Below are 17,079 nucleotides of genomic sequence, written 5' to 3'. Positions count from 1 at the left end.
TCCTACAACGGGCGGTCATTGCGTTATCGATATGCATAGCGGCGCAGATTCTCAGGTCGCACTATCAGCGAGTTCGCATTTGAGGGCGAACTGCTCTTCGACGCTCACCACCTTGCGCGAGCTGCCATCCGGCGAGCCTTCGCGGGTCCAGAGAAACGGGAAGAACGACACGCACTGGTCGGCATTCATGGTGCGTACGTCGGTTTGCCAGGATGCCCAGCGCAAGCCCTCATAGAACAGCTGGGATTGCTCGCTCAGCGCCCAGCCGAGAAAGTCGCCGTAGCCGATTTCCAGCGCCTCCCAGGTCAGGCTGTCAGGGGACCAGTAATAGAGCGCGCCGACATCACTGCCCAGCCCGCCGCCATTGAGGGCGAAGAAACCGCCGGCGGCATCGTCGGCTATCAGCAGATAGCCGCGACTGGCATCGGCATTCCAGTCCTTGAGGTTGCGCGACAGCCGCGCGTGCCCAGAGCCGAGAATGCGCAGCCAGCCGTGATCGATCACGATGCCGCCGGTTTCGTAGGCCACCGTGCCCAGCAACGAACGCGTGGTGACCTGCAGATGCAGGAGCACATCGTCGTTCAGTAGCGAAGGCGGCAACAGCTCGCAAGGCCGCTCGGCCTCGCTCAGCATCGCCTGTAATTCCGGGAGACCGGGATCCTGGATGTCGATCAGGGTTTGCAGCGTCTTCATATCGTCTCGCTAGGATGTCGTGCGCAGGATGGCTGCTTCATGGACTGCACTGCCGACGGGGAGTTCGTAGCACCTGCGCCACCCGTGGTCCAAACCACTTGCTCAGACTCGGCCTCCGCCCTCATTGCCGTAACCACGCAGGGTCTCTGCGCGATGCTGCGACGGAAGCGTTCGGTGGCCGGGAAAGACGTCAGATCGATGCGCAGGTGCTCGGTCCAACCCAGTACCGTGAACAGATAAGCGTCGGCAATGGTGAAATGATCGCCATAGACGTAGCCGCCTTCGGACAGCACCTGCTCCATGTACCCAAGGCGACGAGCCAGGCGCTGGCGCAGCAGCACTTTGGCGTCCTCTGCAATGGCGTCATTGAACAAGGGGCTCATCCCCGCATGCAGTTCGCTGCCGATGAAACTCAACTGAGCCTGCAGCTGGGTGCGTTGCAGCGTGCCGTTCGCGGGTGCCAGCCCGGCCTCGGGGCGCAGGTCGGCGAGGTACTGTAGAATCGCCGCGCCCTCGGTCAGCACCGTGCCGTCCGCCAATTCCAGCGCCGCGACGTAGCCCTTCGGGTTGATCTGATAGAAGTCGCGCCCATCAGCGGTGCGCTTGGTCTGGTTGTTGACCCTGATCAGCGAGAACGACAGCCCCAGCTCGCGCAGTACGATATGGGGCGCCAGCGAGCAGGCATGGGGAGCGAAGTAGAGCTTCATGGAGAGCGTCCTGGTAGAGAAGGACGGCCAGTATTCTTTAATTCGCCCCAGCGCGTAAGAGCGCACTTTTTGGTGAGTGGGGCACAAATTGGTTACCTTGAAAGCGCCGTGAAGAAGAACGTTTCGGGCTGTTCGATTGAAGAAGCCATGCGCCTGATCGGCGGGCGATGGCGGCTGCTGCTGGTGTCGTATCTGCTCGACGGCAGCAAACGCTTCAACCAGCTGCGCCGCGATATGCCGCAGATCTCGCAACGGGTACTGACCCTGGAATTGCGCGCACTGGAACAGGCCGGCCTGATCGAACGCACCGTCTACCCAGAAATTCCTCCGCGAGTGGAGTACTGCCTCAGCGCCGAAGGCGAACGGCTGCGACCGGTGGTCGAGGTGGTGAAGACCTTTGGCTTGTGGCTGAAAGCCAGGCCAGCGGCTCAAGCCCCGATGGCGGGGGATGCTTAGAACGCGCTGTCGGTCAGTTCTTGAGATTGAAAGCGCGTTAGTTGGCTAGCGCAATGCTCGCGCTCGCGAGCATTGCGACATCCTTCAGTTCTGCACGCTCTGCACCGACCCACCGTCGACACGCAGATTGCTGCCGTTGATGAAAGACGCGCGCTCCGATACCAGCAGCGCGATGGCCGCTGCCACTTCTTCGGGCTGGCCACGACGCTGCTGAACGATCCCGGGGCGTTCTTCCTTCAGGAAGCTCTGGACCGCTTCCTCGAAGCTCACGCCCAGTTCTTCGGCCCGTTTTTTCATCATGCCGTCGGTCATGCCGGTTTCAATGAACGCGGGCGATACCGTGTTGCACAGCACGCCGTGGGCCGCTTCCTTGTAAGACAAGTTCTTGATGAAGGCGGCCAGCGCAGCCTTGGCCACGTTGTACACGGCCTCTTCCCAGTACGGCTGCACAGCATTTTCCGAGGTGATGCACACCAGCCGGCCCCAGCCGCGCTTGCGCATGGCCGGCACGCTTGCCCGGGCGATGCGCACGGCGGTGAAGAAGTCGGTGTTCCAGGCTTCCTGGTAGTCGGCGTCCGAGAGTTCCAGGGGGTCGCCCTTGGCGCCGGTCACGCCGGCGGTATGCACGACGATATCGATCTGGCCGAAGCGCGCCTCGCCCTGGCGGACCAGGTCATCGACCTCGGCTTGCCGGGTCATGTCCGCGGCGATCAGCAGGGGCTCACCAGGCAGGTCTTCGGCAGCCTTCTGCAACGCATCCTGTTCGCGGTCGGTCAGCACCAGCTGCACGCCCTCCTCTGCCAGCAAGCGCGCGGTCGCCAGACCGATCCCGCCCGCCGCACCACTGATCAGTGCCACACGATTTTTCAAGCCCAAGTCCATCAACCTTCTCCTTCAGTGATACGAGTCGCGATCAAATGAGCGAATGCGAGCATCTGCTCGGCCAGGGCGCGGGGTGTCTGCAGCGGCATCAAGTGCCCCGCGCCGGGTAGCGTCAGTACGGCGCTGTGGGGAAAGTGCGCCAGGGTGGTACGACCCTGCTCTTCGGCATCCGGCACCTGGCGGTCGTCGGCGCCGCAGATCAGTAGCGCCGGGTAAGGCAGGCTGCCGATGCGGCCTTGCCAATCCTCGCGGCTGCCGTGGTCGACCCAGGCGCGCCACGCTTCGAGGTTCACGCTCTGGGCGTCGGCAATGGCGACCTCAAGCAGGTCATCCGGCAAACGGTGGAAACTGGATTCATCGACGAAGGCTTCGGCCTGCTCTCGCGAAGCATCAAAGGCGCGCTGGCGGTCGCGGTCGGCCTCGCGCATCGGCTGCGGGCCGGGTGGCGACGGAGCCACCAGCACCAGGCCATGGAGATAAGACGGCTGCCGCGATGCCAGGACCGTCGCGACCTTACCGGTCATCGAATGGCCGACCAGGATGCAGCGATCGAGCCCGAGCTCGCGAATGCTCTGGTCGACCTGATCGGCCATCTCGCTGACCGTATAACCGGTTACCGCATTGGCATCACCGAAGCCCGGCGTATCGAGCGCTACACAGCGATATTGGCGATCCAGATAGGGAATGGTCGGCCCCCAGGTCCGGTGCGAGCCGCCGAGAAAGTGCATCAGTACGAAGGTGATCGGGCCTTGGCCCTGCTGGCTATGTGGGAGCATCGCGTGCCTGCCTCATGGGTGTTCAAAGTGGAAAGCGAGGCGGCGTCGGGAGTTCAGATAATCGCTGGGGGGGCTGGGGCTGATAAGGCTGGGCTGTCAGGCCGCCAGAGAGATCGAATGTCGTCGATCCCTCCTGTTTGGCCAGGTCTTGACGGCGCCGAAGGGCCATCTGGCACCATGTGCCCGATTAACGCCTGGGCCATGAAAAGCCCCACATTCTCCGACGCAAGGATCATCCGCATGAAAGCCTTCCAAATCGGTAACCAGCAAGGTCTGGAAAGCCTGACCGCCGTCACTCGCCCTGACCCCGTCGCTGGCCCTGGCCAAGTGCTGGTCGCACCGCTCCTGGTCGGCCTGATCAGCCGTGATGTGCAACTGCTGCGCGGCGTTTACGGTGCCCGCCAGGCGCCCGAGCGTATCCCGACCTCCGAAGGTGTCGGCGAGGTCATCGCCGTCGGTGCAGGTGTCGAGAACGTCAAGCCGGGTGATCGCGTGGTCTGCGGACACTTCCCGAGCTGGCTGGACGGTGGCTTCCGCCCCGAGGTATTCGCCCATGACATCGGCATCTCCCATGACGGCTGGCTGGCCGAACGGGTCGTGCTGCCTGCAGCCGCGGTCATCCAGGTGCCGGCTTCCCTCGCCGACAGGGATGTTGCCGGCCTTGCCTCGGCCGGCCTCACCGCCTGGAATGCGCTGGTCGAAGTCAGCAAGGTCAAGCCGGGCGAGCTGGTGCTTTGCCTGGGCACCGGCGGTGTTTCGCTGGCGGCACTGAAGCTCGCCAAGCTGCGCGGCGCGCGGGTGGCCATCACCTCGTCCAGCGACGAGAAACTGCAAATCGTCCGCGAGCTGGGCGCCGATATCACCATCAACTACCGCCAGCATGCGGACTGGGCCGCCCAACTCATGGCCCTCACCGATAATGTCGGCGCCGACGTGATCATCGAAACCGGCGGCCAGAACACCCTCGGCCAATCCATCGCGGCCGCCGCCGCCAACGCACGTATCATCGTGATTGGCGTAACCCCTGGCAAACAATCGCCGATTCCGAACTACCTCTCGCTGATCCTCAAGAACGTGACCATCCGCGGTATCGCCAACGGCAGCCGCAAGATGTTCACGGAGCTGCTACGCGCCACCGAAGCCAACCGCATCGAAACGGTGATCAGCAAAACCTTCAAGTTCGACGACGCGCCGGCCGCCTATGCCTACTTCGCGGCGCAGAAACAGGTGGGCAAGGTGCTGATCGAGTTCAACTGATCTGGGTTGGGCGAGGCCGGCTACGCAAGCGAGCCTGGCAGAGGACGCTCTCGGTACTCGCCCGCCAACTCCCGCAAGGTCTCGCAGCACCACTGCGCCGCCAGCGACAACGGCAGCGCGGCGTTGCTGCAGATGCCCACCGAGCCGCCGGGCTCGCGAATACCCAGGGCAAGCTCGGCCAGGTCGCCGTTCGCCAGGTCGAGGCGCACGGCGTCGAGCGGCGCGACCCACACCGCATCGCTCTGCTGCACGTAGCGGCGGCTGAGCGCCGGCGACAGGGTTTCCAGGCGCTGGCGCGGCAGGGCCACGCCACATTGCACGAACAGGCTGTCGGCGTAGCGGCGGATGGTGGTGCCGGCCAACGGCAGCACCACTGGGTAGTTGCCCAACTGGCTGAGGCCGGCATCGCCCAGAGCCAGCAGCGGATGCTCAGTACGCACCACAAGGCTCATCGACTCGCTGTACAGGTGCTCGAAGGTCAGCCCCTGGACCTCCGGGCTGTCGGTCATGCGCCCCACCACCAGATCCAGCTCGCCGACGCGCAGTTGCGCCAGCAGATAGGCGCTCGGGCCGGTAGCGACGCTGACCACGAGTGCCGCGTGGCGCATGTGCAGGCGCCGCACCACCTCGGGAATCAGCAGGCTCTCTACCGTCGACAGCACACCGACGCGCACCTGCCCCGCGTCATGCTCGCCGCTACGCAAGCTGTTCACGCCGTCGCGCAGCGCCTGTACGCAGGGACCGGCGTAACGCATGAAGGCCAGCCCAGCCGAGGTCAGGCTGACGCCCGCCTTGCCGCGCTCGAACAATGAGGCCTCGAGGATTTCCTCCAACTCCCGAATGGTTTTCGAGATGGCCGGCTGGCTGACCGCCAGGGCGTCGGCCGCCTTGGCGAAGCTGCGCTGCCGGGCAATTTCCAGAAAGCAGGTCAGGTGACGGAATTTGATGCGGTTGTCGAGGTTCATGGCCGGCTGCACTGATTGAGGCCCGGCAACATTATCAGAACCGGATGGCACCGTTGCCGTTCATGATCTGCAACAGCGTACCTTCCCTCACCGATGCATTCAGCGCACGGCAGATCCCTCATTCGTAATGCTTTGAAAGCATCAGCACTCGTGCTGGCCAGTAGTGGCACTTAAACCTTTGACATGAAATATCGAACGGCTTGTAGAACAACAAAAACAGTGAACTTAGTTAGTTGTTCGGTCGTTCAAAATAAATGCAACTTCCGCTCACTTAGTTGCGCTGCAAGTTGTAAAGGAACTGTCAAGGTTTTGTACAACTAAGCCCGTTCTGGCAAAACATGACCGCTCGTCGCCTAGCGCCCGCATAAACGTCGAAAAGCCCCTCGCAGAGGGCTGGAATCACAGCGTAAAGCCTGCCATTAACCCGTCTATCGCAGGCGAAAACCCGCAACTTCACTGGTAGTGGCAGCGAAAACCTGCTGTTACGCATAAGTTCCCCGATACCCCGGCAGGCTTCTGAAAATAGTCGAAACTTCTTATTCGCGAGCTGGGTCATCAACTAGGTGGGAATTAATCACCAGCAAGCAGCTTTTCCTCCTGCCCCGACACGGCAATCAACTGGAAAGACAGGCGGCCTATTCCCGTCGGCGTGCAAGCGAACGAATTATTTACGAGTCAAGGACAGAATCGAGCGGAGGATGGTATGGGAAACGCTGTTGCGGTAACACGGTTCGATCAAGCGGTATCGGTAGAAACATCCCTCAAGCCACATAACACCATTACCAACCTGCACGCGGCCAAAAAGAAGATTCTCTTCGTCAGTCCCGAGCTGGCCGACCTGATAAAGGTGGGCGGCCTGGGTGACGTTTCCGCGTCGCTGCCACGGGCAATGAACGCCGACCACGACGTGCGCGTGCTGATCCCCGGCTATCGCCAGGTGCTGCAAAGCGGCCACGCCATCCGCGATGTCGGCAGCGTGCCGGGCCACGCTGCCCTGCCGCCCGCCCGTATCGGCTGCATGACGCTGCCCGACGGGCTGATCGTTTATGTACTCATTTGCCCCGAACTGTACGACCGCGATGGCACGCCCTATGGCGATGCCCAAGGACGCGATTGGCAGGACAATCATATCCGTTTCGCCAGCCTCGGCCTCGCCGCAGCCGAGATCGCCGCCGGCACCGCCTGCCTGAGCTGGTGCCCGGAAGTGGTTCACGCCAATGACTGGCCTGCCGCCCTGGCGCCCGCCTACATGAGCTGGCGCGGCCTGCAGACGCCGACCGTATTCACCATCCACAACCTCGCCTACCAGGGCCTGTGCAGCCTGGAATGCAGCCCGGAACTGGGCCTGCCCTCCTCGGCCTGTGGCCACCAGGGCATGGAATTCTATGGTCGCCTGTCGTTCCTCAAGGCCGGCCTGGTGTACTCGGATCACGTCACCACGGTGAGCGAGAACTACGCCCGCGAGATCACCACCCCGGAATTCGGCTGCGGCCTGGAAGGCATGCTGCAGTTCAAGGTGCAGCTCAATCAGCTCAGCGGCATCCCCAACGGCATCGACGACAGCTGGGATTCGGTCAACGACCCGCACCTGGTGCAGGGCTTTGATGCCCACGACTGGGAAGGCAAGCGCGCCAATAAACGCCACGTCGAGCAGATGTTCGGTCTGGAGCCAAATGAAGGCCCGCTCTTCGCCGTGGTTTCGCGCCTGGTACAGCAGAAAGGCATCGACATGACCCTGGAGATAGCCGACACCATCGTTGCCGAAGGCGGTCGTATCGCGATCATCGGCCGTGGCGAGGAGCACCTTGAGGAAGCTGTCCGTGAGCTGGCGCGTCGCCATCCGGGCAAGGTCGGCGCCAACGTCGGTTTCAACGAAGCGGATGCGCGCTGCATGTTCGCCGGCAGCGACTTCTTGCTCATGCCGTCGCGCTTCGAGCCCTGCGGCCTCAGCCAGATGTACGCCCAGCGCTTCGGCTCGCTGCCGATCGCCCGTGCCACCGGCGGCTTGGCCGATACCATCGAAGACGGCGTCAACGGCTTCCTGTTCAAGGAGCCGAGCAGCGACAGCTACCTGACTGCCGTGCGCCGCGCCATGGCCATCCACCGTAACCCGGAACTGCTCAACGCCATGCGCGCCCATGCCATGGCCGCGCCACTGTACTGGAAGCAGTCCGTGGAGCCCTATGCCGCGCTGTACCGCAAGCTGGTAGCAGCGAAAACATCGGGTGGGAAACTGGTCTGATGCCTGAAGCGAAACAGAGACACGGCGCCTGGCCGGATGAAACCGGCCACTCTCACTTTGCCTTGTGGGCGCCGGATGCCAAAAGCGTCGCGGTAAAGCTGCAAGACGACACCCAACATGCAATGACGGCCAGCGACAACGGCTGGTACGCCGCCACCCTCCCGGTGGAGGCAGGCACCGACTACCACTACCTGATCGACGATCACCTGCTGGTGCCCGACCCCGCTTCGCGCTGGCAGGCCAACGACGTGCACGGCCCCAGCCGTGTCGCCGACCCATCCCGCTATCAATGGCGCAGTGCCGGCTGGAAGGGGCGCCCCTGGCAGGAAACGGTGCTTTACGAAGTCCACGTCGGCACATTGGGCGGTTACCAGGCCGCGCAGGCGCGCTTGCAGGAACTGGCCGAGCTGGGCATCACCGCCATCGAACTGATGCCCCTGGGTGAATTCCCGGGCGGTCGCAACTGGGGTTACGACGGCGTGCTGCCATTCGCCCCGGATTCGTCCTACGGCACCCCGGACCAGTTGCGCGCACTGATCGACCACGCCCACGAACTGGGCCTGATGGTGTTCATCGACGTGGTGTACAACCACTTCGGCCCGGACGGCAATTACCTGGGCCAGTACGCCAGCGACTTCTTCCGCGAAGACGTGCACACGCCGTGGGGCCCGGCCATCGATTTTCGTCGTCGTCAAGTGCGCGACTACTTCATCGACAACGCCCTGATGTGGGTGCACGACTATCGGGTCGACGGCTTGCGCTTCGACGCCGTGCACGCCATCGGCGAGCGCGACTTCCTGCTCGAACTGGCAGAACGGTTGCATACCTCGATTCCCGCCTCGCGTCATCTGCACCTAGTGTTGGAGAACGAGCACAACGACGCCGAGCTGCTGCGGCAAGGCTTCGTCGCCCAGTGGAACGATGACGGCCACAACGTGCTGCATCACCTGCTGACCGGCGAGCACGAAGGCTACTACGCCGACTTCGCCACCGATGCCACGCACAAGCTCGCCCGCTGCCTGCGCGAAGGGTTCATCTACCAGGGTGAAACCACCCGCCACGGCACCGCACGCGGCAGCAGCAGCGGCCACCTGCCGCCCAGCGCCTTCGTGCTGTTCCTGCAGAACCATGATCAGGTCGGCAACCGTGCCGTCGGTGAGCGTCTGCGTACGCTGGCCGAGGATGACGCCCTGAAGAGCGCCACCGCCCTGCTGCTGCTCAGCCCGATGATTCCCTTGCTGTTCATGGGCGAGGAATGGGGCAGCGAGCAGCCGTTCCAGTTCTTCACATCGCACAACGACGAGCTCGGTGAAGCGGTGCGCAAGGGCCGCCAAAACGAATTCAAGGATTTCTCCAAGTTCTCCGGCCAGGCCATCCCAGCCCCCAACGACGCCAGCACCTTCGAGACCTCCAAGCCCGACCACCACAGCCGCGACACGGCGGATGGCAAAGCCTGGCTGGCGTTCTATCGCGAGCTGCTGAGCTTGCGACATCAACACATCGTGCCGCGCCTGGCCGGCAGCCAGGCCCTGGAAAGTCGGGTACTCGGCAACGCCGCTGTTACTGCCAGCTGGCAGCTTGGCGACGGCCAGGTACTGCATATCGCCTTGAACCTGGGCAGCGAGCCGGTAGAGGCAGCTACGCCGCAAGGCGCTCGCCAGCTGTTCGGCTACCGCGCCGACGACGACCACCTTCCAGCACATAGCGTGCGCGTTCTGCTGGAGGGCGCCCCATGAGCGATGCACGCCTGGCAGAACTGAGCAAGGCCGCGGGCCTGAGCGTCGACTGGATCGACGCCGACGGCAACGCCCAATCGGTCAAACCCGAACACCAGCGTCGCCTGCTCGACGCCCTTGGTTACCCCGCCGCCGATGACGAGCAGATCGAGGCCAGCCTGGCGCAGTTGCAACATCGCCAGAACAACCTGGCCCTCGGCCCGCTGGTGACCCTCGATCAGCAGCAGGCCCTAGACCTGACCCGCTTCTTCCCGCCGGGTACGCCCTTCGAGATCGAGTTGGAGCAAGGCGAACGCCTGGAGGGCCGGCTGGACGACAGTGGCCGCCTGCCGGTGATCGGCACCATCGGTTATCACCAGTTGCACATCGCCGGTGGCGAAGTGACCCTCGCCGTAGCGCCCGCCGCCTGCCCGAGCGTTGCCGAACTGGCCGGTCGCAGCGACGCGAAGATCTGGGGCCTCAGCGCCCAGCTCTACTCGCTGCGCCGTCCGGGTGACGGCGGCCTGGGCGACACTCAGGCGCTGGAATCCCTGGTGCACAGCGCGGCGGCCCGCGGCGCCGATGCCGTGGCGATCAGCCCGATGCACGCCATGTTCAGCGCCAACCTGCACACTTACAGCCCCTACTCGCCCTCCAGCCGCCTGTTCTTCAACGTGCTGCATGCTGCACCGGCCAGTGTGCTCGGCGAAGCAGCGGTTCAGCAGGCCACCCGCACCTGCGGGCTGGCCGACGAACTAGCGCGCCTGGAAGGCCTGGAGCTGATCGACTGGCCGGGCGTCGCCAGTGCGCGCATGCAGATATTGCGGCAGCTGCATGCCGATTTCACTGTCAGCATTCATCCGCTGCAGGCCGACTTCGAGGCCTTTCGCCAGGCCGGCGGCGAGGCCCTGCGCCAGCATTGTCGCTTCGAGGCGCTGCGCGGCTTCATGGACCTCAACGGCCTGCCGGTCGACTGGCGGGCCTGGCCCGAGCAGTACCGCGACCCTGCCAGCGCGGCGGTCGAGCAGTTCTGCGAAGGCCATCAGCACGAGATCGAATTCCACGCCTTCGCCCAATGGCTGGTCGCCCGCTGCCTGCACGGCGCGCAGGCGGCAGCCCGTGAAGCCGGCATGGCGGTCGGCCTGATCGCCGACCTGGCCGTCGGCGCCGATGCCGCCGGCAGCCAGGCATGGGGCCGCCAGGCCGAACTGCTGCAGTCGGTCAGCGTCGGCGCACCCCCGGACATCCTCAACCGCTCTGGGCAGAACTGGGGCGTGTCGGCATTTTCGCCCCAAGGCCTGCACCAGAACGGCTTTCGCGCCTACATCGAAATGCTGCGCGCCAACCTGGCTCACGCCGGTGGTATGCGCATCGACCACGTGATGACCCTGCGCCGTCTGTGGGTGATTCCCGAGGGCGAGGATTCTTCCGCCGGCGCCTACCTCAACTATCCGTCCCAGGATCTGCTGCGCCTGCTGTGCCTGGAGGCCGAGCGCCACCGCGCGCTGATCATCGGCGAAGACCTGGGCACGGTGCCCGACGGCCTGCGCGAAGAGCTGGCCGCGCGCAACATTCTCGGCATGCGCGTGCTGCTGTTCGAGCAAAGCAACGGCCACTTCCATGCCCCGGCCCATTGGCCGCGCGACGCCCTGGCCACCACCACTACCCATGATTTGCCGAGCATTCGCGGCTGGCTCGCCTCCCGCGACATTCATTGGCGCCAGGCTGCGGGCCACCGCAGCGACGACTACACCAGACAGGATCACCAATTGCGCGCCCAGGAAACCCGAGCACTGAACCAGGCCCTGCACGAGCACGGCCACGCGACCGCTGAACAGATGGATGACGGCCAGCAACTGGATGCCAGCATCGCCTTCATCGGCAGCACCCCAGCGCCGCTGGTGCTGCTGCCGCTGGAAGATGCCATGGCTGCCACCGAACAGCCCAACCTGCCAGGCCCGGGCGACGAACACCCGAACTGGCGCCGCCGCTGGGCCGAACCTGCCGAGGGCATGCTCGACGCCCCGGCAGTCGCGCACCGCCTCCAGCGCCTGCAGTGGGCCCGCAACCTGGCCGAGGGCCTCGGCCATGACTGAGTTGCGCGCCAGCGTTCGCCTGCAGTTTCACAAGGGCTTCACCCTCGATGATGCCGTGCCCCTGGTCGACTATTTCGCACGCCTGGGCATCAGCCATATCTACGCCTCGCCGCTGCTCACCGCACGACCTGGCTCCATGCACGGCTACGACGTGGTCGATCCGACTCGCGTCAACCCCGAGCTGGGCGGCGAGGCGGCCCTGGAGCGGCTGGTCACGGCCCTGCGCAGCAAAGGCATGGGGCTGATCCTGGATATTGTCTCCAACCACATGGCGGTGGGCGGCGATGCCAACCCCTGGTGGCTGGATGTGCTCGAATGGGGCGCCAACAGCGCCTATGCGAAATTCTTCGACATCCACTGGCAGTCCCACGACCCGCTGCTGCGCGGCCAGTTGCTGGTGCCGTTCCTGCGCAGCGACTACGGCGAGGTGCTGGCTGCCGGCGAGGTCGAGTTGCACTTCGATACCAAGCGCGGCCTGTTCTACGCCAAGCACTACGACCACCGCTTCCCGATCAATCCGCCGACCTACGGCGACGTGCTGCAACACAGCGGCCATCCCGAGCTGCAGGCCCTGGGCCGACGTTTTGCGGCCCTGGACGACAGCGCCGACGGCCAGCGCCAGGCGAGCGTGCTATTTCGCGAACTGGTCGCCCTGGCCAGCAAGGCCGGGCATGCCATCGAGCGTGCCCTGGCCAGCCTGCGGCCTGCCGAGGGGCAGAACTTCGAAGCCCTTCATCAGTTGCTCGAACGCCAGCATTACCGTCTGGCCAGCTGGCGCACTGCGGCGGATGACATCAACTGGCGGCGCTTTTTCGACATCAACGAACTGGGCGGCCTCAAGGTCGAGCGCCACGACGTGTTCGAAGCGACCCACGAGAAGATTTTCGAGCTGATCGAAAAAGGCCTGGTCGACGGCCTGCGTATCGACCATGTCGACGGCCTGGCCAACCCACGTGCTTACTGCCGCAAGCTGCGCCGCCGCGTCGAGCGGCTGCTGCCGAAACGACCAACGAATCTGCAGGGTGGCCGTTTTCCGATCTATGTCGAGAAGATCCTCGGCGAAGGCGAACAGCTACCCCGCGACTGGGGCGTGGACGGCACCACCGGTTACGAATTCATGAACCAGGTATCGCTGCTGCAACACGCGCCGGATGGCGAACCGGTACTGGCGAAACTGTGGAGCGAAACCAGTGGCCGTGATGCCGACTTCATGGCCGAGGTACGCGAGGCACGCCAGCTGGTGCTGACCACTTCCCTGGCCGGCGACCTGGAAGCGCTGGCCCAGGGCCTGTTGCTGGTCGCCCGTGACGACATCGCCACCCGCGACCTGACCCTGGGCGCTATCCGCCGCGCGCTACTGGAGCTGATCACCCATTTCTCGGTGTACCGCACCTACGTGTCGGCCGCTGGGCGCAGCGCCAACGACCAGGCGGTGTTCGACCATGCCCTGGAAGGCGCCCGCACGACGCTGGCCGAAGGCGACTGGCCGCTGCTCGAACACCTCGACAGCTGGCTCGGCGGCCAGGCCCTGTCGCAACTGCCGCCGAGCCCCCAGCGCAAGCGCCGGGCGAAGATGATCGAGCGCTTCCAGCAACTCACCTCACCAGCCGCCGCCAAGGCCGTGGAAGACACCGCCTGTTATCGCAGTGCAGTGCTGCTGTCGCGTAACGACGTGGGCTTCGACCCGCAGCAATTCAGCGCGCCAGTGCAGGCCTTCCATGACGGTTGCGTCGAGCGGGCCCGGCATTTCCCGGCCAACCTGCTGACCACCGCGACCCACGACCACAAACGCGGCGAAGACACCCGCGCGCGCCTGACCGTGCTGAGCGAACGCGCCGAGTGGTTCGCCGAGCGTTGCCAGCACTGGCGCGAACTGGCTGCGCCGCTGCGCGATGAATTGGACGACGGCCTGGCGCCCTCGCCCGGTGACGAGCTGATGCTGCTGCAGATCCTGCTTGCCTGCTGGCCGTTGGATCTGCGCGCCGACGATGCCGAAGGCCTGCAGAGCCTCACCGAGCGCCTCACCGCCTGGCAGGAAAAGGCCGTGCGCGAGGCCAAGTTGCGCAGCACCTGGAGCAACCCCAACGAGCGTTACGAGCAGGCCTGCAGAAACTATCTGCACGCCCTGCTCGGCAGCGATCAGGCCACCGAGTTGCGCGCCGAGGTCTGCCGCGCCTCCACAGAAATCGCGCCTGCCGGCGCCCTCAACAGCCTCGTTCAAAGCCTGCTGCGCATGAGCGTGCCAGGGGTGCCCGATCTGTATCAGGGCTGCGAATTCTGGGACTTCTCCCTGGTCGACCCGGACAACCGCCGCCCGGTGGATTTCGCTGCTCGCCGCCAGGCCCTGGCTGACGGCCAACCGCTTGCCCAGGCCCTCGAACACTGGCATGACGGCCACGTGAAGCAGGCGCTGATCGCCGCCACCCTGCAGGCTCGCCAGCAACACGCTCAACTGTTTGCCAAAGGCGATTACCAGCCACTGCAGGTCGAGGGTGAGCATGCCGAGCGGGTCGTCGCATTCCTGCGCAGCCACGGCGAGCAGCACGCCATCATCGTGGTGCCGCGCCTGAGCGCCAAATTGCTGGGCGACAGCGCCATGCCGCTGATCGCCGCCGACCAATGGGGCGACACCCGTATCGCCCTGCCCGCTGCGCTCGCCGACAAGCCCCTGCGCAGCGCGTTCGACCCTGCCAACCCACTGCCCACCAACGGTCACCTCGCGTTGCGCGAGGTGCTGCGCGATGTCCCCGTCAATCTGCTGATCGCCCCTAGCCAATCTCAGGAGTAACACCCATGAGCGCAAAAGAAGACCGCATCCGTGAGTTCGCCTACCAGATCTGGGAATCCGAAGGGAAACCCCACGGCCAGGCCAAACGCCACTGGGAAATGGCCACCAAGCTGGTCGAAGCCGAGCAGACGCCCGGCAAGGCCACGCCCAAGCGCGTGAGCAAGCCCAAGGCCGCTGCTGAAGGCGCCGCCCCTGCGGCACCGATCAAACCTCGCGCCAGCAAGGCAACGCCAAAGGCCGACACCGAAAAACCTGCTCTGCTCAAACCGGCCAAGGCACCCGCCAAGGCCAAACCCAGCACCACCCCCAAGCCTGCCGCCAAGAAGCCCAAGGCCTGATACCAGGAGCCACCCAGAATGAGTCAACCACGCTCGCGTATAACCGAAGGTCAACCCTTTCCGTTGGGGTCGACCTGGGATGGTTTGGGCGTCAACTTCGCGCTCTTCTCGGCTCACGCCACCAAGGTCGAACTGTGCATTTTCGACCCTGATGGCCTGGAAGAAATCGAGCGCATCGAATTGCCGGAGTACACCGACGAAATCTGGCACGGCTACCTGCCCGACGCCCATCCGGGGCTGATCTACGGCTACCGCGTGTACGGCCCCTACGAGCCGGAAGCCGGTCATCGCTTCAACCCCAACAAGCTGCTGATCGACCCGTATGCCAAGCAACTGGTTGGCGAGCTGAAGTGGTCCGAAGCGCTGTTCGGCTACGAGATCGGCCACCCGGACGGCGACCTCAGCTTCGACGAGCGTGACAGCGCCCCCTTCGTGCCCAAGTGCAAGGTCATCGACCCGGCCTATACCTGGGGCAAGCATCGTAATCATCGCGTGGCCTGGGACAAGACGGTGTTCTACGAAGCGCACCTGCGCGGCCTGACCATGCGTCATCCGTCGGTGGCCGAAGACAAGCGTGGCACCTTCGCCGGGCTGATGAACGCCGACGTGATCAAGCACATGCGCAAGCTCGGCGTTTCGTCGGTCGAACTGCTGCCCATCCATGCCTTCGTCAACGACCAGCATCTGCTGGAAAAGGGCATGAACAACTATTGGGGCTACAACAGCATTGGTTTCTTCGCCCCGCACCCGCGTTACCTGGCCAGCGGCCACATCAACGAATTCAAGGAAATGGCCGCGCACCTGCACGATGCCGGCCTGGAGTTGATTCTCGACGTGGTCTACAACCACACCGCCGAAGGCAACGAGCTGGGCCCTACCCTGTCCATGCGCGGCATCGACAACGCCAGCTACTACCGGCTGATGCCCGATGACAAACGCTACTACATCAACGATTCGGGCACCGGCAACACCCTGGACCTGAGCCACCCGTGCGTGTTGCAGATGGTCACCGACTCGCTGCGCTACTGGGCCACCGAGATGGGTGTGGACGGCTTCCGCTTCGACCTGGCGACCATCCTCGCCCGCCACCACGACGGCTACGACGAACGCCACAGCTTCCTGGTCGCCTGTCGTCAGGACCCGGTGCTGAGCAAGGTCAAGCTGATCGCCGAGCCATGGGACTGCGGCCCCGGCGGCTATCAGGTCGGTGGTTTTCCGCCGGGCTGGGCGGAGTGGAACGACAAGTTCCGCGACAACGTGCGCAGCTTCTGGAAAGGCGACGAAGGCCAGCTGGCTGAACTGGCCAGCCGCCTGACTGCTTCGGGCGACCTGTACAACCAGCGTGGTCGCCGGCCGTTCTCGTCGGTGAACTTCATCACCGCCCACGATGGTTTCACCCTCAATGACCTTGTCTCCTACAACGACAAGCACAACGAGGACAACGACGAGAACAACCAGGACGGCAGCAACAACAACATGTCCTGGAACCACGGCGTCGAAGGCCCGACCGACGACGAGGCCATCAACGACCTGCGCTTCCGCCAGATGCGCAACTTCATGGCCACGCTGATCCTCGCCCAGGGCACGCCGATGCTGGTGGCCGGCGACGAGTTCGCGCGCACCCAGCACGGCAACAACAACGCCTACTGCCAGGACAGCGAGATCGGCTGGATCAACTGGGACCTGGGCGAGCGCGGCAAGCAGTTGCAGGAATTCGTCACCCGGGTGATTAAGCTGCGCATGAATTACCCGATCCTGCGTCGAGGCCGCTTCTTCGTCGGTGCCTTCAACGAAGAGCTCGGCGTCAAGGATGTCACCTGGCTGGCGCCCAGTGGCGAGGAGATGAACGAGGACAACTGGCACGACCCCCATGCCCGCTGCATGGGCATGCTGCTCGATGGTCGCGCCCAGCCGACCGGTATCCGCCGCAGCGGCGCCGACGCGACCCTGCTGATGGTGGTCAACTCGCACCACGACGTGGTCAATTTCCGCCTGCCGGAAGTTGCCCAGGGCAGCCACTGGACGTGCATGCTCGACACCAACCGCATCGACGAGCCGGAAGACGACGAAGTGTTCCAGTTCGGTGACGAATTCACCGTCACCCATCGCTCGCTGGTGCTGTTCGAGCTGCAAAAGGAAAAAGTGGCATGACCGGGAGCGGCAC

Annotated in this window: 12 protein-coding genes and 1 pseudogene; 8 read left to right on the top strand and 5 right to left on the bottom strand. The window is 64.4% G+C overall.

The features are described from left to right. Nucleotides 1–51: 51 nt before the first annotated feature. Nucleotides 52–693: a DUF2625 domain-containing protein gene (locus PVA39_RS10740; protein WP_147176406.1), complete on the bottom strand. Its 642-nt coding sequence runs from the start codon at nucleotides 691–693 to the stop codon at nucleotides 52–54. 110 nt (nucleotides 694–803) lie between these two features. After that, nucleotides 804–1,400, bottom strand: a pseudogene (gene gstA / locus PVA39_RS10735) (glutathione transferase GstA); the annotation flags it as partial. Between the two features lie 147 nt (nucleotides 1,401–1,547). Between gstA and PVA39_RS10730 the strand changes: the two are divergent. Further along, entirely contained in the window at nucleotides 1,548–1,856 is a 309-nt protein-coding gene (locus PVA39_RS10730) for a winged helix-turn-helix transcriptional regulator (RefSeq protein WP_274124052.1), read from the top strand. Nucleotides 1,857–1,940: 84 nt separating this feature from the next. Here the strand turns inward: PVA39_RS10730 and PVA39_RS10725 are convergent, their stop codons facing one another. Continuing rightward, nucleotides 1,941–2,738, bottom strand: a complete 798-nt coding sequence (locus PVA39_RS10725; protein WP_274124051.1) for an SDR family NAD(P)-dependent oxidoreductase — start codon at nucleotides 2,736–2,738, stop codon at nucleotides 1,941–1,943. Continuing rightward, the gene (locus tag PVA39_RS10720; RefSeq protein WP_274124050.1) at nucleotides 2,738–3,514 is read right to left on the bottom strand and encodes an alpha/beta fold hydrolase; all 777 of its coding nucleotides are present in this window, start codon (nucleotides 3,512–3,514) and stop codon (nucleotides 2,738–2,740) included. Before PVA39_RS10720 ends, PVA39_RS10725 begins: the two co-directional genes overlap by 1 nt. Before the next feature lie 240 nt (nucleotides 3,515–3,754). Here PVA39_RS10720 and PVA39_RS10715 point away from each other — a divergent pair, with 240 nt between their 5' ends. Further along, the gene (locus PVA39_RS10715; RefSeq protein WP_274124049.1) at nucleotides 3,755–4,771 is read left to right on the top strand and encodes a zinc-dependent alcohol dehydrogenase family protein; all 1,017 of its coding nucleotides are present in this window, start codon (nucleotides 3,755–3,757) and stop codon (nucleotides 4,769–4,771) included. Nucleotides 4,772–4,791: 20 nt separating this feature from the next. On the opposite strand, the gene pcaQ is transcribed toward PVA39_RS10715, so the two are convergent. Continuing rightward, nucleotides 4,792–5,736 (bottom strand): pca operon transcription factor PcaQ, encoded by a 945-nt coding sequence (pcaQ, locus tag PVA39_RS10710; protein ID WP_274124048.1) that lies wholly within the window; start codon nucleotides 5,734–5,736, stop codon nucleotides 4,792–4,794. Between the two features lie 703 nt (nucleotides 5,737–6,439). On the opposite strand from pcaQ, the gene glgA reads away from it, so the two are divergent. Genes glgA through glgX form a run of 6 tightly spaced genes read left to right on the top strand, consistent with a single transcriptional unit; the run spans nucleotide 6,440 to nucleotide 17,066 of the window. Further along, on the top strand, nucleotides 6,440–7,978 hold the full coding sequence (glgA, locus tag PVA39_RS10705; protein ID WP_274124047.1) for a glycogen synthase GlgA: 1,539 nt from the start codon (nucleotides 6,440–6,442) through the stop codon (nucleotides 7,976–7,978). After that, nucleotides 7,978–9,714 (top strand): malto-oligosyltrehalose trehalohydrolase, encoded by a 1,737-nt coding sequence (treZ, locus tag PVA39_RS10700; RefSeq protein WP_274124046.1) that lies wholly within the window; start codon nucleotides 7,978–7,980, stop codon nucleotides 9,712–9,714. The genes glgA and treZ overlap by 1 nt, the downstream gene beginning before the upstream one ends. Beyond that, nucleotides 9,711–11,789, top strand: a complete 2,079-nt coding sequence (gene malQ, locus PVA39_RS10695; protein WP_274124045.1) for a 4-alpha-glucanotransferase — start codon at nucleotides 9,711–9,713, stop codon at nucleotides 11,787–11,789. Before treZ ends, malQ begins: the two co-directional genes overlap by 4 nt. Next, the gene (locus PVA39_RS10690) at nucleotides 11,782–14,577 is read left to right on the top strand and encodes a malto-oligosyltrehalose synthase (protein ID WP_274124044.1); all 2,796 of its coding nucleotides are present in this window, start codon (nucleotides 11,782–11,784) and stop codon (nucleotides 14,575–14,577) included. The genes malQ and PVA39_RS10690 overlap by 8 nt, the downstream gene beginning before the upstream one ends. Nucleotides 14,578–14,582: 5 nt before the next feature. Continuing rightward, complete coding sequence (locus PVA39_RS10685) at nucleotides 14,583–14,915, top strand: DUF2934 domain-containing protein (RefSeq protein WP_274124043.1); 333 nt, start codon at nucleotides 14,583–14,585, stop codon at nucleotides 14,913–14,915. Nucleotides 14,916–14,933: 18 nt separating this feature from the next. Further along, complete coding sequence (gene glgX / locus PVA39_RS10680) at nucleotides 14,934–17,066, top strand: glycogen debranching protein GlgX (RefSeq protein WP_274124042.1); 2,133 nt, start codon at nucleotides 14,934–14,936, stop codon at nucleotides 17,064–17,066. Nucleotides 17,067–17,079 lie beyond the last annotated feature (13 nt).

The sequence above is a fragment of the Pseudomonas sp. CNPSo 3701 genome (assembly GCF_028674975.1).
In the GTDB taxonomy this organism is placed as follows: domain Bacteria; phylum Pseudomonadota; class Gammaproteobacteria; order Pseudomonadales; family Pseudomonadaceae; genus Aquipseudomonas; species Aquipseudomonas straminea.
The sequence above is the reverse complement of the archived record's forward strand: the minus strand, read 5'-3'. Positions and strand labels throughout refer to the sequence as shown.

What these genes read in the sequence shown, in the direction of transcription:
- PVA39_RS10740 (WP_147176406.1), bottom strand. Translation starts at nt 693, where the DNA reads ATGAAGACGCTGCAAACCCTGATCGACATCCAGGATCCCGGTCTCCCG.
- PVA39_RS10730 (WP_274124052.1), top strand. Translation starts at nt 1,548, where the DNA reads ATGCGCCTGATCGGCGGGCGATGGCGGCTGCTGCTGGTGTCGTATCTG.
- PVA39_RS10725 (WP_274124051.1), bottom strand. Translation starts at nt 2,738, where the DNA reads ATGGACTTGGGCTTGAAAAATCGTGTGGCACTGATCAGTGGTGCGGCG.
- PVA39_RS10720 (WP_274124050.1), bottom strand. Translation starts at nt 3,514, where the DNA reads ATGCTCCCACATAGCCAGCAGGGCCAAGGCCCGATCACCTTCGTACTG.
- PVA39_RS10715 (WP_274124049.1), top strand. Translation starts at nt 3,755, where the DNA reads ATGAAAGCCTTCCAAATCGGTAACCAGCAAGGTCTGGAAAGCCTGACC.
- pcaQ (WP_274124048.1), bottom strand. Translation starts at nt 5,736, where the DNA reads ATGAACCTCGACAACCGCATCAAATTCCGTCACCTGACCTGCTTTCTG.
- glgA (WP_274124047.1), top strand. Translation starts at nt 6,440, where the DNA reads ATGGGAAACGCTGTTGCGGTAACACGGTTCGATCAAGCGGTATCGGTA.
- treZ (WP_274124046.1), top strand. Translation starts at nt 7,978, where the DNA reads ATGCCTGAAGCGAAACAGAGACACGGCGCCTGGCCGGATGAAACCGGC.
- malQ (WP_274124045.1), top strand. Translation starts at nt 9,711, where the DNA reads ATGAGCGATGCACGCCTGGCAGAACTGAGCAAGGCCGCGGGCCTGAGC.
- PVA39_RS10690 (WP_274124044.1), top strand. Translation starts at nt 11,782, where the DNA reads ATGACTGAGTTGCGCGCCAGCGTTCGCCTGCAGTTTCACAAGGGCTTC.
- PVA39_RS10685 (WP_274124043.1), top strand. Translation starts at nt 14,583, where the DNA reads ATGAGCGCAAAAGAAGACCGCATCCGTGAGTTCGCCTACCAGATCTGG.
- glgX (WP_274124042.1), top strand. Translation starts at nt 14,934, where the DNA reads ATGAGTCAACCACGCTCGCGTATAACCGAAGGTCAACCCTTTCCGTTG.